General features: G+C 69.3%; 14 protein-coding genes. 10 read left to right on the top strand and 4 right to left on the bottom strand.

Annotated features, from left to right (window positions below; translation table 11 throughout):
* Positions 1-50 precede the first annotated feature (50 nt).
* The 3 genes from ABD732_RS02510 to ABD732_RS02500 are packed head-to-tail and all read left to right on the top strand — an operon-like array spanning position 51 to position 4,910.
* Positions 51-3,149, top strand: a complete 3,099-nt coding sequence (locus tag ABD732_RS02510) for an MMPL family transporter (protein WP_344780235.1) — start codon at positions 51-53, stop codon at positions 3,147-3,149.
* 42 nt (positions 3,150-3,191) lie between these two features.
* Positions 3,192-4,412: a lysylphosphatidylglycerol synthase transmembrane domain-containing protein gene (locus ABD732_RS02505; RefSeq protein WP_344780233.1), complete on the top strand. Its 1,221-nt coding sequence runs from the start codon at positions 3,192-3,194 to the stop codon at positions 4,410-4,412.
* Between the two features lie 27 nt (positions 4,413-4,439).
* Entirely contained in the window at positions 4,440-4,910 is a 471-nt protein-coding gene (locus tag ABD732_RS02500; protein WP_344780231.1) for a DUF3054 domain-containing protein, read from the top strand.
* 202 nt (positions 4,911-5,112) lie between these two features.
* On the opposite strand, the gene ABD732_RS02495 is transcribed toward ABD732_RS02500, so the two are convergent.
* Positions 5,113-6,744, bottom strand: a complete 1,632-nt coding sequence (locus tag ABD732_RS02495; RefSeq protein WP_344780352.1) for an NTF2-like N-terminal transpeptidase domain-containing protein — start codon at positions 6,742-6,744, stop codon at positions 5,113-5,115.
* Between the two features lie 99 nt (positions 6,745-6,843).
* Between ABD732_RS02495 and ABD732_RS02490 the strand changes: the two genes are divergently transcribed.
* From ABD732_RS02490 to ABD732_RS02475, 4 genes are read left to right on the top strand one after another with little or no spacing between them, the layout of a single operon-like run.
* The gene (locus tag ABD732_RS02490; protein ID WP_344780229.1) at positions 6,844-7,566 is read left to right on the top strand and encodes a pirin family protein; all 723 of its coding nucleotides are present in this window, start codon (positions 6,844-6,846) and stop codon (positions 7,564-7,566) included.
* 26 nt (positions 7,567-7,592) lie between these two features.
* Complete coding sequence (locus ABD732_RS02485; protein WP_425552964.1) at positions 7,593-9,587, top strand: M13 family metallopeptidase; 1,995 nt, start codon at positions 7,593-7,595, stop codon at positions 9,585-9,587.
* A complete protein-coding gene (locus tag ABD732_RS02480; RefSeq protein WP_425552968.1) occupies positions 9,581-11,704 on the top strand; it encodes an MMPL family transporter in 2,124 nt (707 codons plus the stop codon). Before ABD732_RS02485 ends, ABD732_RS02480 begins: the two co-directional genes overlap by 7 nt.
* Before the next feature lie 14 nt (positions 11,705-11,718).
* Positions 11,719-12,267, top strand: coding sequence for a potassium channel family protein (locus tag ABD732_RS02475; RefSeq protein WP_344780225.1), 549 nt, complete (start codon positions 11,719-11,721; stop codon positions 12,265-12,267).
* Positions 12,268-12,391: 124 nt separating this feature from the next.
* On the opposite strand, the gene ABD732_RS02470 is transcribed toward ABD732_RS02475, so the two are convergent.
* Positions 12,392-13,252, bottom strand: a complete 861-nt coding sequence (locus ABD732_RS02470; RefSeq protein ID WP_344780223.1) for an alpha/beta fold hydrolase — start codon at positions 13,250-13,252, stop codon at positions 12,392-12,394.
* A gap of 51 nt (positions 13,253-13,303) precedes the next feature.
* On the opposite strand from ABD732_RS02470, the gene ABD732_RS02465 reads away from it, so the two are divergent.
* Entirely contained in the window at positions 13,304-13,600 is a 297-nt protein-coding gene (locus ABD732_RS02465) for a hypothetical protein (protein WP_344780221.1), read from the top strand.
* On the top strand, positions 13,597-13,926 hold the full coding sequence (locus tag ABD732_RS02460; RefSeq protein ID WP_344780219.1) for a hypothetical protein: 330 nt from the start codon (positions 13,597-13,599) through the stop codon (positions 13,924-13,926). Before ABD732_RS02465 ends, ABD732_RS02460 begins: the two co-directional genes overlap by 4 nt.
* Before the next feature lie 66 nt (positions 13,927-13,992).
* On the opposite strand, the gene ABD732_RS02455 is transcribed toward ABD732_RS02460, so the two are convergent.
* Both ABD732_RS02455 and ABD732_RS02450 read right to left on the bottom strand, forming a co-directional pair.
* Entirely contained in the window at positions 13,993-14,544 is a 552-nt protein-coding gene (locus tag ABD732_RS02455; protein ID WP_344780217.1) for a hypothetical protein, read from the bottom strand.
* Positions 14,541-15,263 carry a hypothetical protein gene (locus ABD732_RS02450; protein WP_344780215.1) on the bottom strand — a complete coding sequence of 241 codons (723 nt, stop codon included), beginning with the start codon at positions 15,261-15,263 and terminating at the stop codon, positions 14,541-14,543. Before ABD732_RS02450 ends, ABD732_RS02455 begins: the two co-directional genes overlap by 4 nt.
* A gap of 160 nt (positions 15,264-15,423) precedes the next feature.
* Between ABD732_RS02450 and ABD732_RS02445 the strand changes: the two genes are divergently transcribed.
* Positions 15,424-16,386, top strand: coding sequence for a R2-like ligand-binding oxidase (locus tag ABD732_RS02445; protein WP_344780213.1), 963 nt, complete (start codon positions 15,424-15,426; stop codon positions 16,384-16,386).
* Positions 16,387-16,396: the final 10 nt, after the last annotated feature.

Raw genomic sequence — 16,396 nt, 5'->3', positions numbered from 1 at the left:
GACCTGAGAGAATGCCCAACGGGTTTTGTCCGCGGAAGGAAGGAACCGGCGTGTTCGGATCCATCGGCACATTCGTCTACCGGATGCGCTACACCGTCATCGCCGTCCTCATCGTGCTCATGGGCGGTCTCGGTGTGTACGGCCTGGCTCTGCCGAACTACCTGTCGCAGAGCGGCTGGTTCGACCCCAGTTCCGAGTCGGTCACCGGCTCGATCGTGGCCGACACCGCACTCGGACGCGACCACAAATCCGACGCCCTCCTGCTGATCACGCCCCCGGAGGGCACGTCGATCGACGACCCGGAGTTCGGCGCGCAGATCGAGACCATCGTCGACGACATGGTGGCGCAGCACCCCGGCATCATCAGCCGCGAAAGCCCCTCGGGCGCCGACGACCTGGAACACGCGGGCCTGATCGACCCGTTCCCGGACGGCACCAACGCCGCCGACGAGTCCGCCCAGCAGATGAAGCGCGACCGGATGTGGAATCTGGAGGACAACCGCGGGTTCATCTCCATCGGCATCGTCGGCAACGACGACACCACCATCCTCGCCAACTACAAGACCGTCGAACCGTTCTTCGACAACCTCGCCGAGCGGTACGACATGCCCGGCACCGCCTTCCAGCTGGCCGGTCTGCAGCCGATCGCCGGGTCGATGAGCAACGGCATGGAGCAGGACATCAAGCGGGCCGAGCTGATCGCCCTGCCCGTGGTGGCTCTGATGCTGCTGTTCGTCTTCGGCGGCGTGGTGGCGGCCGTGCTGCCGGTCCTGATCGGCGGCCTGACCATCGCCGGGTCGCTCGGCATCATGACGATGCTGGCCCAGGCGACCGAACTGAACGTCTTCGCGCAATCGGTGGTCACCCTGATCGGCCTGGGTATCGCGATCGACTACGGCCTGTTCATGGTGAGCCGATATCGGGAGGAACTGGCCGCGGGCTACACACCCGAAGCGGCGGTCCGAAGATCGGTGATGACCGCGGGGCAGACCATCGTCTTCTCGGCCACCATCATCGTGGCCGCCCTGGCCTGTCTGCTGATGTTCCAGCAGCCGTTCCTCAAATCCGTGGCCTACGGCGCCATCGCGTCGGTGTCGCTGGCCGCGCTGCTGTCGATCACGGTGCTGCCGGCGATCCTGGCGGTCCTGGGGCGCCGCATCGACGCGCTCAGCGTGCCCTTCCTGCGCCGCACCAAGACCCGCGAAGAGATCGTCAACGGCTTCTGGGGCAAGCTCTCGAGCTGGGTGATGCGCCATCCGCTGAAGACCGCGATCCCCACCGTGCTGCTGCTGCTGGCGCTGACCGTGCCGTTCACCAACATCGCCTTCGGCGGCATGAGTGAGGCCTACCTGCCGCCGAACGACGACCGGCGCGTGGCCCAGGAGGACTTCGACCGCTACTTCCCGGCCGAACGCACCGAGGAACTCAAGGTCGTGGTGCTCTACGACCAGGAGGACGACGAGGCCGGCACCAAGCTCCAGGCCATCGCCGACGAGGCCAACAAGATCCCCGGGTTCACCAAGAAGTTCTCCCCGACCGCCGACGGCGGCGGCCTGGACGGCATCTACGGCGACGAGGACACCGGGCTGGGCGTCACGCAGATGTCCGCCGGGCTCGTCGACCGCGAGACCGCGGCCGAAGCGATCCGGGAACTGCGCGCCGTCGACACCCAGGGCCTGCAGGTCTACGTGGCCGGCATGCCGGCGCTGACGCAGGACTCGATCGATTCGCTGATGGACAGACTGCCGTTGATGGCGGTGCTCCTGGTCCTGGTGACCGGCCTGCTGATGTTCCTGGCCTTCGGCTCGATCATTCTGCCGATCAAGGCGGCGCTGATGTCGGCGCTGGGCCTGGGCGCGACCCTGGGCATCCTCACGTGGATGTTCATCGACGGCCACGGCTCGTCGCTGCTGAACTACACGCCGGGCCTGCTGTTCGCGCCCATGCTGGTGCTGATCATCGCGATCGTCTACGGCCTGTCGACCGACTACGAGGTCTTCCTGGTCTCACGCATGGTGGAAGCCCGGCAGCAGGGCGCCTCGACCACCGAGGCCATTCGCGACGGCACCGCCCTCACCGGGCGCCTGATCACCGCCGCGGCCGCCATCCTGGTGGTGGTCACCGGAGCGTTCGCGCTGTCGAACATCGTGATGATGAAGTACATCGCGTTCGGCATGATCGCCGCGCTGATCCTGGACGCCACCGTCATCCGCATGCTTCTGGTGCCGTCGGTGATGAAGCTGCTGGGCGACGATTGCTGGTGGGCCCCGCAGTGGATGCTGAAGCTGCAGCGCAAGATCGGTCTCGGGGAGACGATCCTCGAGGACGAGCCGCAGTTCAAGGAGCCCGCGCTGGTGGGGGCAGGCGCCACCAGCGCCGGCGGTGTGGTCGCCGTCGCGCAGGCCGAGACCACCCAGTTGCGCGCCCAGTCCCCGGACGACGAGCGCCCGCTCGCCGAGCGTCCGGCCGCCGGACAGGCCGAACCGAAGCGTCTGCGCGCGCTCGCGCGCCGCACCCGCAAACCCGATGAGGAACCCATCGACGACGCCGTCGACTCCGGTCCGATGCCGGCCGGGCCCGAACTTGCCGAAGGCCACCTGGAGGACCTGGTGGACGGCGATCCCGCTCCCCGGCCGACCGCACCGCGGTCCTCGGCCGGCGAAGGCGCCCGCCCCGACACCGGCTCCTGGCGCCTCGGCGCCGGCGGCGTCCGGCTGGGCAATCGGGACCTGCGCCCGCGCCCCCAGCCGATCCCGCCGCGATCGGGCACCACACCGTCCGGACCGCAACCGGAGGTCCCGCGCGGGCCCGCCGCGCCCCGGCAGGCTGCGCCGCAGCGTCCGCCCGCGCCTCCTGCGCCGCCGCGTCCGCGTCCCGCTCAGGGCCGTCCCGGCCGCGCGCCGGCCCGGCCGCAGCCGCCAGCGGCTCCGCGCCCCCAGGCCGGCCCCTACCCGGGTCCGGTGCAGGGCGGTCCGCCCGCGATGCCGCCGCAGTACGGCCGGCCCGCTGATCCGCTCGACCCGAACGTCGACCTCGATCAGCTGCCCCCCGAGCGGCCGACCCGGGAGCGCCGGGCCGACCGGAGCGGCCAGATCAGCGTGCAAGACCTCCTGCGCCGTAGCCGCGACGAGGGCTCGTCGAAGGATTGAGGGGTTGGTGTCCCGCCTATGAGGGACACTAGGGTGACGACCATGGCCGACCAGACCGGAGACGCCGGCGCGACCGGGCAGCCGGAACCGACCCCGGCGGTCGGGGCGAATCCGGAACCGGACGCGGTGGACGGCGACGGTCCGGCCGCCGATCACGCCGAACCCGCCGGCAAGGACGGCGGCCGACAGCGGAACTGGAAACGCTGGCTCCGCATCGCCACCCCGATCCTGATCGTCGTCATCCTGGCGATCGAGGCCCGCATCGCCTGGCCGCATCTCGCCCCGACCTGGCACGAGGGTCATCTGGGGAGTCGACTCGGCGACATCCGCTGGTGGTGGGTCCTCGCCTGTATCGTCGCCGCGCTGCTGTCGATGGACAGCTACGCCCAGGTACAGCGGATCCTGATGCGCTCGGCGAAGGTGCACGTCAGCCAGCGCGAATCCCTCGCGGTGATTCTGGCCTCCAACTCGATCTCGCAGACCATGCCCGGCGGCCAGGTCTTCGCGCCCGCGTTCATCTACCGGGAGAGCCGCAAGTGGGGCGCCAGCCCGGTGGTCGCCTCCTGGCAGCTGGTGATGTCCGGGCTGCTCGCCGGTGTCGGTCTGGCCATCCTCCTGCTGGGCGGGGCACTGCTCACCGGCGCCCAGACCAACCCGTTCTCGGTCGTGATCAGCATCGCGAGCTTCATCATCTTCGTCGTGGTGATGCAGTACCTGGCCTCTCACCCGGAGTCCCTCGAGGGCCTCGGGCGGCGCGTCCTCAGCTGGGTGAACGGATTCCGCGACAAGCCCGAGGACCACGGCACCGACCGCTTCCACCGCATTCTCGGGCAACTGCGCGCAGTTCACCTGCGGCGGCGGGACGCCGGTGAGGCGTTCGGCTGGAGCCTGTTCAACTGGATCGCCGACGTCGCGTGCCTGGCCTTCGCCTGTTACGCCATCGGCGCGCACCCGGGCTTCGCGGCACTGATGGTCGCCTACTCCCTCGGCAAGGCGGCCGGCAGCTTCATCCCGCTGCTGCCGGGCGGTATCGGCGTGGTGGACGCCGTTCTGGTGGCCGCCCTCGTTCCGTCCGGCATGCCGACCGCCGACGCGATCGTCGCCGTCTTGATCTACCGGATCATCAGCTACTTGCTCGTCTCACTGATCGGCTGGGTGGTGATCGTCTTCCGCTACCGGGCCGCCATCGGCTCGCGTGACGACATCCGGCACGCGATGGAGCGTGAGGAAGGCGACATCGAGCCCGGCCCGGCCACCGCCTGACCCGATCGCGCAGCTAGCGTGGGAGCCATGACCACTCCTGCAGCGGACGATCCGGCCGCTCGCCGGGCCCCGGCGAAGACGCTCGGCCTGGCTGCGATCTGCGACATCGTGGTGATCTGCGTCTTCGCCGCCGTCGGCCGGTCCAGTCACGACGAGCACCTGGGCGTCTCCGGGGTGTGGCAGACGGCATGGCCGTTCCTGGTCGGTGCGGCGATCGGCTGGCTGATCACGCTCGCGGTCGCCCGCGGCCGCGCCCCGGTGGCGGGTGCGTTCACCGGCTGGTCGCCCGAACGGTTGTGGCCGGCCGGGGTGGTGATCTGGATCAGCACCGTCGTGATCGGGATGCTGGTGCGTTCCGCCTCCGGCGGCGGTGTGGCGGCGGCCTTCGTCGTCGTGGCGTCGATCGCGACGGCCGTCCTGCTGCTCGGCTGGCGCCTGCTGGCCGCGGTGGTCCGCTCCCGTCGACCGAACGACGTAGCCGCCGATTCAGCACCGTAGCCGGCTGATTGAGCGCCGTAGCCGCTGATTGAGCGCAGTCGAAATCAACGCACACGGCTTCGACACGCTCTCGCCCCAGCGGGCTCGACCGGCTCAGGCGCGAGGAAGGCACGCTCCCCAGCGGGGCTCGACCGGCTCAGCCGGCGAGAGAAGGATCAGCCCCGCCGCTCAGCCGGCGAGAAGGAAGAACCAGCCTCACCGCTCAGTCGAGCCGGTAGTACTTCTGCGCCACCTGCAGGGCAGCGGTGCCCGAGCGGGCGCCCTCGCAGTAGACGACGAGGACCTTGCCGCCGGAGATCCCGACGAACCATCCCGGGCCGTCCGGGCCGTTGGTGCCGACCAGGGCGCGCAGTCCCGGCGCACCCGTGATGTCGCCGGCGTCGCCGGTGCGCGCAGTGGCGCTCATCGCCGCCGCGATCCGGCGGGTGGTGTCCGCATCCAGCTTGCCAAGGTCGCCGCCGGAGACCTTGGTCTCCAAGCCCTTGATCAGGTGGGGTGCCACCGAGTCGACGTCGCCGCCGGAGAACCGGGCGATCGAGACGCCGAGCGCCCCCATGTTGAGCATGGTGGCGGTGAAGTCCTGCGGGCGGAACGAGGCGGCGGCGACCGACGACCCTCCGCCGTCCCGGGGAGCGGCCACGCCCGGAACGGTGAAGGTCAGGCCCAGCCCCAGGTGATGCAGCCGCTGGTCGGCCTCCTCCTGAGTCTTCGACGTCGCGTCGAGCGCCCCGAACACGGGATCGAGAGTGCTGCCGGTCGGGTAGGCGACGTCGGCGAGGATGCGGCGCTGCGCGGCGGCGCTGTTCTGCGCCATCGCGAGGATCGCCCCGCTGTCGGCGTCGAGGGTCATGATGGTGGCCGGCTGCGCCACCTCGACCACCGCGTCGCCGAGGGTCAGCTGTTCGGACTGATTGACGGTGGTCATGATGTCCGGTCCGGCGCGACCCTGCTCCCCGGCCAGCTTCTCCGGTCTGGCCCCGGCCGCCGCCTGCTGGACCTGCCAGCCGGCCGTGGCATCGCGGACGGCCTGCCAGTAGTTGGTCAGCCCGGTCGACAGCGGCGTGCTCAGCCGCCGGTCCTTCATCACCAGCATGCCGGTTTTGACGATCGTGACGCCCGCGATCCGCTCGGGGTCGAAGGCCAGGACTTTCATGTCCGGGTCGCGCAGCGTCACGGCCACGGCTTCCCCGCCCTGTGCGGCCACGATCTTGTCGTTGATCACCTGCGCGGTCACCAGCGGGGCGATCGGCTTGATGGCCGCCGCCAGCGAGTTCACCGATCGTTGCAGGTTCCGCGTGGCGGCCGGGTTGATGATGATCTCGTTGACCGGCTGCATCTGCATGAAGGTCTTGCCCGAGGTACTGCGCACGGTCGGCGCCGGGGTGGCGTCGGTGCGGACCATCTGCAGGCGCCCGCCGATCGGCATGCCGGTGTTCAGCAGGCCCGGCTCCCACTGGACCTTCCAGCCGGTGGACAGCCGCCGGAGGCTGCCGTTGGTCTTGGTGGTGAACTCCCGGTCGTCGGACCACTTCCAGGTGGTGCGCATGGAGAACGACGCCGTGCCGTCGCTGTATTCGACCGTGTCGAGCACGCTGGCCTCGACGGTGCGCGCGTGCATGCCGGCGAAACTCACACTGAGCGAGTCCGCGGCCTGGGAGGGCGACGTGGTGAGGTCGGCGGTGGCGTCCACATTCTGGCTGGACATGGCCGCGGTGAAGGCCCGGGCGGCCTTGGCGGGTTCGCTGTTGTCCTCGCCGCCGCAGGCGACCATGGCGAGCACGCAGACGGTACTGACGCACAGCACCATCGCGGAACGCCACGACCGCAGACTCATAGTCACAGTCTTCACTCTAGTAACAGGGTATAGCCACTCGTGCCGTTTACGGTCCGGCGTCTAACTGGTCACGATCAGGTCTCCGTTGATAATGGGAACATGTCCCTGCACATCATCCGGAGTACCGAACGCGCTCTGACCAGCACCGCATGGCTCACGTCCCGGCACGGGTTCTCGTTCGGAGACCACTACGACCCTACCGACACCCATCACGGCGTGCTACTGGTTCACAACGACGAGACGGTGGCTCCGGGGCAGGGGTTCGACACCCATCCGCACCGGGAGACCGAGATCGTCACCTGGGTGCTGTCCGGGTCGCTGGTGCACCAGGATTCGCAGGGGCACAGCGGCGTCATCTATCCCGGACTGGCGCAGCGGATGAGCGCGGGCACCGGGATCCTGCATTCCGAACGCAACGACGATGCCGAGCACGACGCGCCCGCCCACTACCTGCAGATGTGGCTGCTGCCCGACGAATCCGGCGCCGAGCCCGGCTACGAGCAGCGCGACGTCACCTCCGAGCTCGCCGCGGGCGGGCTGCTCCCCCTGGCGTCGGGGAACCGGGCCCACGACGCGGCCATCCGGATCGGCAACGCCTCGGCGACCCTGTGGGTGGGACGCCTGCGCGCGGGCGAGCAGGTGCGGGTGCCGTCCGCACGCTTCACCCACCTGTTCGTGGCCGCCGGTTCGGTCGAGACCGCCGGCGCCACCCTGGGCCCCGCCGACACCCTGCGGGCCGCCGATCTGGGCGGCACCGCACTGACCGCGCTCACCGCGGCCGAGGTGCTGATCTGGGCGATGGACTCCGCCCTCGGTGAATGACCGCCGGGTCCGGCAGTATGGGGGACGTGACCAACGACGCGACGAAGACCTCCGGCCTGGACCTGCAGTGGATCGACGACTCCCACGCCGTGGGCGACGACCTATTCTCCCACGTCAACGGCCGGTGGCTGGCCGAGCACCAGATCCCCGACGACCGCAGCATCGACGGCGCGTTCCACGTCCTGCGCGACAATGCCGAAGAGCACGTCCGCGAGATCATCGAGACCTGCGCGTCCGGCGGCGGCGAGCCCGGCTCCGACGCACGCAAGATCGGTGATCTGTACGCGTCCTTCATGGACGTCGAGCGCCTCGAGGAGCTGGGTGCCGCGCCGATCGCCGACGAGTTGGCGCGCATCGCGGCGATCGCGGACACCGCGGAGCTCGCACGCGTGCTGGGCGACCTGCAGCGCCAGGGCGTGACCGGCCTGTTCGGCTACTACGTCGACACCGACTCCAAGAACTCCGACCGGTATCTGGTGCACCTGGTGCAGAGCGGACTCGGTCTGCCCGACGAGTCGTACTACCGCGAGGACAAGCACGCCGCGACGCGCGAGGCCTACCTGGCGCACACCGAGCGGATGTTCGCCCTGGCCGGGATCGAGGACCCGAAGGCCGCAGCCGCGACGGTGCTCGAGGTGGAGACCGCGCTGGCCGCGCACCACTGGGACGTGGTGCGGCGCCGGGATGCCGAAGCCACCTACAACCTGCACAGCCGCGATCAGCTGGTCGAGTCGGCCCCCGGATTCGACGTCGACGCGTGGACCGGGGCCCTGCTGTCGCGCGACGGTGAACACGCCGCGACCTTCGCCGAGGTGAACGTCGGGCAGCCGTCGTTCGTGACCGCCGCGGCGCAACTGGTCGCCGAGCGTCCCCTGGACGACTGGAAGACCTGGCTCACCTGGCGACTGCTGCGGGCGGCGGCGCCCTACCTATCGTCGGCGTTCGTCGACGAGAACTTCGACTTCTACGGCCGCACCCTGACCGGCACCCCGGTGAACCGGGACCGGTGGAAGCGCGGCGTGGGCTTCGTCGAGGATTCGGTGGGCTTCGCCGTCGGCGAACTGTACGTGGACAAGCACTTCCCGCCGGCGGCCAAGGCCCGGATGGACGAGCTGATCGACAACCTGATCGAGGCCTACCGCCGCAACATCAGCGACCTGGAGTGGATGACCCCGGCCACCCGGGAACGGGCGCTGGCCAAACTCGACCTGTTCACCCCCAAGATCGGCTACCCGGCGCGCAGCCGCGACTACGGCGCCCTGGAGGTGGACCGCGACGACCTGATCGGCAACGTGCGCCGCGCCTCCGCCTTCGAGAACGACCGTGAGCTGGCCAAGATCGGCCGACCGGTCGATCGCGACGAGTGGTTCATGACGCCGCAGACCGTCAACGCCTACTACAACCCGGGCATGAACGAGATCGTCTTCCCCGCCGCGATCCTGCAGCCGCCGTTCTTCGACGCCGACGCCGACGACGCCGCCAACTACGGCGGTATCGGCGCGGTGATCGGCCACGAGATCGGTCACGGCTTCGACGATCAGGGCGCCAAGTACGACGGCGAGGGCAACCTGGTCGACTGGTGGACCGACGACGACCGCACCGAGTTCGGCAAGCGCACCACCGCGCTGGCCGCGCAGTACTCGGAGTACACCCCGGACGGGCTCGATCCCGAGCACAAGGTCAACGGCGAGTTCACCCTCGGCGAGAACATCGGCGACCTCGGCGGCCTGTCGATCGCGCTCGTGGCCTACCGGATCGCCGGCGAGAAGAGCGGGCAGCAGCCGCCGGTGATCGACGGCCTGACCGGCGAGCAGCGGGTCTTCTTCAGCTGGGCGCAGATCTGGCGGACCAAGACCCGCGACGAGGAGGCCATCCGGCGGCTGTCGATCGACCCGCACTCACCGCCGGAGTTCCGGTGCAACGGCGTGGTCCGCAACGTCGACGCCTTCTACGACGCCTTCGAGGTCCCGGTCGAGTCGCGCCTTTACCTGGCGCCCGAGGCCCGGGTGCGGATCTGGTGAACCCCCGGATCAAGGCGATCGCCCGCTGGCTGCTGCCGGCGGTCGCGATCGTGGTGTGGCTCGGCATCGGCGGTGCCACCGGTCCGCTCGCCGGCAAGCTGAGCCAGGTCACCACCACCGAGGCGAGCGCCTTCCTGCCCGCTTCGGCCGAGTCGACCAAGGTCGCCGAGCAGCTGCCCGCCTTCACCGACACCGACTATTTCCCGGCCATCGTCGTCGCCGAGAATCCCGCGGGCTTGACCGCCGCCGACCGGGAGTTCCTGGCGCAGGCCACCGCACCGCTGGCCGGGACCCCGGGCTTCGGCCCCGCGTTCTCGCCGGTGCTGCCGTCCTCGGACGGGCAGGCCGCGCAGCAGTTCGTGCCGATCTCCACCGACGGCAAACCCAAGGAACCCGTCGCCGAACTCCGCGAGGCGCTGGCCGATCCGCCGGCGGGCCTGGTGGTCGCGGTGACCGGACCGGCCGCGCAGGCCGCCGACCTGTCCGGCGCCTTCGCCGGGATCGACGGTCTGCTGCTCCTGGTGGCCGGCACGCTGGTGCTGCTGATCCTGATCGTCGTCTACCGCTCCCCGATCCTGCCGATCGTGGTGCTGATCTCGGCGATCCTGGCGCTGGCCCTGGCCTCCGGGCTGGTCTACTGGATGGCCGACTCCGGTGTGCTCGAACTCAACGGCCAGAGCCAGGGCATCTTGTTCATCCTGGTGTTCGGTGCGGCCACCGACTACGCGCTGCTCCTGGTGGCCCGGTACCGCGAGACCCTCGCCGAGATCGACGACGCCGGAGTCGCGCTGCGCACCGCCTGGCGCGCCACCCTGCCGCCGATCGCCGCGTCCGCAGGCACCGTGATCCTCGGCGTGCTGTGCCTGCTGCTGAGCGACCTGAACTCCAACCGCAGCCTGGGCCCGATCGCCGCCCTGGGCATCGCGGCCTCGTTCCTGGCGTCGATCACCTTCCTGCCGGCGGTGCTGGCCCTGTTCGGGCGCACCGCCTTCTGGCCGCGCCGCCCGCATCCGGCGACCGGCGACGAAGCCGCCGAGGGCGGCACCCACCGGATCTGGCAGAAGATCGCCGGCTTCGTGTCCGCGGCCCCGCGGAAGGTGTGGGCGGTGACGCTGCTGGTGCTGCTGATCGGCGCCGCCTTCGCACCGATGTTCCGCTCCGACGGCGTGGCCACCAACGACTTCTTCCTCGGCCAGGTGGAGTCGGTGGAGGGCGCCGAACTGCACGCCCGCCACTTCGAGGCCGGCTCGGGCACCCCGACGTGGATCCTGGTCCCGCAGACCGACGCCGAACCCGCCGCCGAGGTCGCCGATGCCACCACCGGCGTCGCCTCGGCCGCGGTGCTGGAAGAGAACGGCGCCCCGGTGGTGCACGACGGCACCGCCGCGGTGCAGGTGACGCTGAGTGACGACCCGGATTCGCTGGCCGCCCAGGACACCGTCGCCGAGCTGCGCGAGCGCCTCAACCGGATGCCCGGCGCCCTGGTCGGCGGCTCGACGGCGGTCGATCTGGACACCCGGATCACCGCCGCCCACGACCGGAACCTGATCATCCCGGTGGTGCTGATCGTGGTGCTGGCCGTGCTGATCCTGCTGCTGCGAGCGCTGGCCGCGCCGATCCTGCTGCTGGCGACCACGGTGCTGTCGTTCGGCACCACCCTGGGCATCGCGGCGCTGATGTTCAACGGCCCGTTCGGCTTCCCGGGCGCCGACCCGGTGGTGCCGCTGTTCGCCTTCGTCTTCCTGGTGGCGCTCGGCATCGACTACAACATCTTCCTGATGACGCGCGCCCGGGAGGAAGCGAAGATCCACGGCACCGAGAAGGGCATGCTCATCGCGCTGACCAACACCGGCGGCGTGATCAGTGCGGCAGGCATCGTGCTGGCGGCCACGTTCTCCGCGCTGGCGGTGATTCCGCTGCTGTTCCTGGCGCAGGTGGCGTTCCTGGTGGCCGTGGGCGTGCTGATCGACACGCTGGTGGTGCGGTCGCTGCTGGTGCCCGCGGTCACCCTGGACGCCGGCCGCCGGATCTGGTGGCCGAGCGCGCTGTCCCGATCGGGCGGCGAAGACCGGCGGCACACCGCGGATGGCCAGTCGGCCCCGTCGCCGGTGGAATAGACGACGATGGACAGATGACCGCTTCTCCGCCGCCGTCGTCTCCGCCGCCGTCGACTCTGCCTCTGGACAAGCGCTGGGTGGCCGCTGCGATCCTGCGGCCGCTGTTCGCCGCGACCGTTCTGCTGATCGGCTACTTCCTGCTGCCGATCAACCACGAGAGCCGTTGGAACTTGGTAGGCCTGGCCGTCGGGGCGCTGATGCTGGCTGGTTTCTGCGGCTGGGAGGTCTGGCAGTTCCGGCACTCCCGCCATCCGGTGCCCGTCGCTCTGGAGTTGCTCACCGCAGTCGCCGGCTTCTACATCGTCGCCTTCGCGACGGTGTACTTCCTGTTCTCCGATTACGCGCCGGGCAGCTTCAACGAGAAGCTGACCCGCGTGGACGCCCTCTACTTCTGCCTCACCGTGTTCACCACGACCGGCTTCGGCGACATCGACGCCGTCAGCCAGGGTGCCCGGATCGCCGTCTCCGCGCAGATGGCGACGTCCCTGGTGCTGCTCGGTCTGGGCGTCCGCTTCCTCACCGCTCTGGTGAGCGACCGGGTGCGGCAGGTCCGCGCGAGTTGAGCCGTGGGACGCCGCCCGTCCGGCAGCGCCACTTCGGGTACGCGCATTCTGCCGAGTGTGGATTTCCGAAGTGGGTGCGCCGCTGATCGAAGTCAGTGCGCATGCACGACGACGACCCCGGTCGTCAGCGCGCCAGGAAGGCCGCGACCGTCGACTCGAAGGCTTCCTTGGCTTCGATCATCACCCAGTGCCCGCACTCGGGGAAGATGTGCAGCTCCGCCTTCGGGATCAGCCGCATCGGCACCATCGCCATGTCCGGGGGGCTCACCCGGTCGTCCCGGCCCCAGGTCAGCAGGGTCGGGCACTTGACCTTGTGCATCATCGCCCAGTAGGGCGCGATGTCGGCGTCGGCCATGAACTTCTGCTGCATCTCGAAGGCCGCCGAGCTGTACATCATGGCGGCGGTCTTCTGCGCCTCCGGATCGGTGGCCGCTTCCCAGCGCTCTTCGATCAGCTCGTCGGTCACCAGGGAGCGGTCGTAGACCATCGAGGTGAGCCAGCGGACCAGCTTGTCGCGGTCGGGCGCATCGGTGAACTCCTGCAGCAGCCGCAGCCCCTCACTCGGGCTGGAGCTGAAGACGTTGGGCCCGACGCCGCCGATGGTGACCAGCTTGGTGATGCGGTCCGGGTACTTGATGGCCAGGTTGATGCCGACGACGCCGCCCATCGAGTTGCCGACCACCGCGGCGGAGGAGATCCCGAGGGCATCCATGAACCGGATCACCGACTTGCCTGCGGTCAGCACCGGGTGGCCCTCGACCGGGTCGGAGACGCCGAAGCCGGGGAACTCGACGATGTAGACGTGGTGCGTCTTCGCGAAGAAGGCCAGATTGCCGCGGTAGTTGCGCCAGCCGTTCACGCCGGGGCCACTGCCGTGCAGCAGCAGCAGTACGTCGTCGTTCTCCTCGCCGGCCTCGTGGTATCGGATCACGCCCTCGTCGGTGATCAGAGCGGCCTGGGTTTCCTCGTAGTATGTCGCGTCCACGCCACCATGTTAGAACGTGTTCTAGTTCGGCGCGACGACTAGGGTGAAACCATGAGTATCGATCCTTCGGTTCCCGCTGTCGCCGCCGGCCTGATCGGCGGCTACGCCGTCGCCCGTTACACCGGACGGCGCGAACTCGGTGGCGTCGCATTGGCCGCGGCGGGCGTGGTGGCCGGGCGCAGCTGGCTGCAGCGCGGCCCCGCGGTGACGGCGGGCCTGTCCGCCGCCTACTTGGGCGCCTTCGGCGTCTCCCACCCCCTGGCGAAGAAGCTCGGCGCGTGGCCGTCGGTGCTGACCGTCACCGCCGCGGCGACCGGACTCACCGCGGCCGTCACCTCACAACGGTGACGACCGCGGTCGTGGCGGCGCTGGTTGCCAGCGTGCTGCTGCACTCGTGGTCGGCCCTCGCCGCGGATCGGCGCACTGACGACCCGCGACAGGCAGCTGGCCCCGCCACACGGCCACCCGCTGATGGTGCGCTCGTCCGGCGAACTCGAGCTGCCGGGTGGCTACTCAGCCTGATCGGGGCATTCCTGATCGGCGACCTGCTCTGGGACTCCGCACCGTGGCTCGGTATCGCACTCGGTGCGGCTGCGCTGGTTGTCGTCAATGCGGCACCCGCCTTCGCGGTCACCGTCCTGCGCAACTCGAGACCAGCGCGCACCCAGCCGTAAACACAATCAGACTGCGGCAGAGGCCATTTGATAGGTACGTCGAGAAGCGACCTCGGCGACCCCGCCTTACAAATCCGGCCATTGGAGGCCGCAGTGTTCGAGCCAGGGGCCGAACGGGGTGCCGATGACGCCGAGTTCGTCGCTGACCGGGGTGGGGTCGTCTTCCAGTTCGAGTAGAACACCGGCGTCGACGCCGTAGAGTTGCGCGGCAGCCTCAGCGGCGCCCGCCCCGGAGATCGTGCGGGCTGCGGTGGCCGGCTCGGGATCGGCGTCGGGGTCGTGGACGTAGGCCCGGTACAGGCACTGGCCGCCTCCGGTATCGAGGCGCCACACCTGAAAGACCACGCCGTACTCGTCGCCGTCCTCGCAGATCACTGCCCGACCAGCGGGCACGCCGGTGAAGAACTCGGCCTCGCGGTGATCGGCGACCATCCCCTGCACATTGATCGACACCTGCACACCGGTCGCCGTCTGGTCGATCTGGTACTCCAGATCCTCGACCGGACACGACCCTGACCCCCAACTGTCCCGCAGCACCGATGTCACTCGATCCACCGGATGTTCGGCGGCGTCGTTGCCGGGAACGTCAGCGATGACGACCAGACCGTATGTACTCACCAGGGCACCTCCAGGGTGCGAAAGACCGGATCGGGGATCTGCGAATCCGAGAGACCGAACGAGCGCAACGTATCGGCCCGCGTCTGCGCCAGCAACTCCTGCACCGCACCCCGATCACCGGTCTGCATGCGGGCATACAGATCCTCCCAGTACGCCCGCAGGATTGCCTCACTTTTGCTGGCGCTTCCACCACTGAAGATTCCGTAGGTACGGAAGCGGTCATCGTCCAGCACTCGACGCACGTCCCCGATCAGGTCTGGTAACGGCCGGGATCCGCACAACACCCGCTGAGCTACTAGGTGCTGCAACGCGATGCCCTGGTAGATCCGGTCCGCCCGGCCGTCAGCGCAGTTCTTGATGTAATACTCCTCCGAGACCGCCGCGGCGTGGTGCACGTCCAGATACGGTTCGAGCTTCAACTCCACGGCCGCCGCGGCGAAGTCGGCCACCACGGCCGGATCGCTGACATCGTGAAAAAGCACGTCCGGACGATCAGGCACCTTCAATCGCTCGCCGACGACCCCACCCATCCCGACCTGCGTGGCCGGCAACGGAAACGACAACAAACCCTGATAAGCCACCATCCGCCCACTGGAGGTCGCCTCCTGATACACGAACTGCAACCACCACTGCGGCTCCGACCGCATCAACGCCGTGTCCCGGCCTTTGCCGGCCACCTGCCAACCCCCGCCCAGCAGGTCGGCGGCCTCGGTGACCACCGCCCGTTACTGCTTCACCGTCAAAGCCACGACACACCCTCCCCACCACGAACATTGTCCTTGTCAGATGTCGAGACTATGGTCTCGGTCACAGTCGCAATCATCGGCCCCGCCGCCGGCCCAGTCGGCACGGTGCCGTCGCAGCCCGAGGTGATGCCCGATGACCACGCTTTCTCCGCAGACCGACAGCCGGAAAGGGTTCGCCTCTCTGAGTGCGGGCGGCCTGCATTGGGATGCCTTCCCGCTGCGTCTTTTCACCAAGGGCAACGGCAAGTTCTGGGATCCGGCCGCGATCGACTTCTCCCAGGACGCCGCCGACTGGGCCGGGCTGACCGACGAACAGCGGCGCAGCGCGTGCTTCCTGGTGTCGCAGTTCGTCGCCGGTGAGGAGGCCGTCACCCAGGACATCCAGCCGTTCATGTCCGCGATGTCTGCCGAGGGCCGGTTCGGCGACGAAATGTATCTGACGCAGTTCTGCCTGGAAGAAGCAAAGCACGCGCAGGGCTTCCGCCTGTGGATGGACGCCGTCGGCCTCACCGACGACATGCACGCCTACGTCGCCGAGAACCCCTACTACCGCCAGATCTTCTACGAGGAGCTGCCGCAAACACTGCGGATCCTGCAGACCGACCCGTCACCGCACAATCAGGTGCGCGCCAGCGTCACCTACAACCACGTCGTCGAGGGCAGCCTCGCCCTGACCGGCTACTACGCGTGGAACAAGGTGTGCGTGGAGAACGGCATCCTGCCGGGCATGCAGGAGTTGATCGGGCACATCGCCGACGACGAGCGCCGCCACATGGCCTGGGGCACGTTCACCTGCCGCCGCCACGTGGCCGCCGACGATGCGCTGTGGGAGGTGGTGACCACCCGGATGGGCGAGCTGATGCCGCTGGCCCTGGGCATGATCACCTGGGTCAACGAGCAGTTCGACGAGATGCCCTTCGGGTTCGACAACGACGAGTTCGTCACGTACGCGGCCGACCGGGCGCAGCGCCGGCTGGGCGCGATCGAATCGGCCCGCGGCCGTCCGGTCGCCGAGATCGATCTCGACTACACCCCGGCCGTCCTGGAGGACACCTTCGGCGACGAGGACGCGGCCGCGATGGCCGCCGGTACCTGACCGGCCACCC

The sequence above is a fragment of the Gordonia caeni genome (assembly GCF_039537105.1).
GTDB classification, from domain to species: Bacteria; Actinomycetota; Actinomycetes; order Mycobacteriales; family Mycobacteriaceae; genus Gordonia; species Gordonia caeni.
Note: the sequence above shows the minus strand (reverse complement) of the source record. Positions and strands in the feature narration are given on the sequence as shown.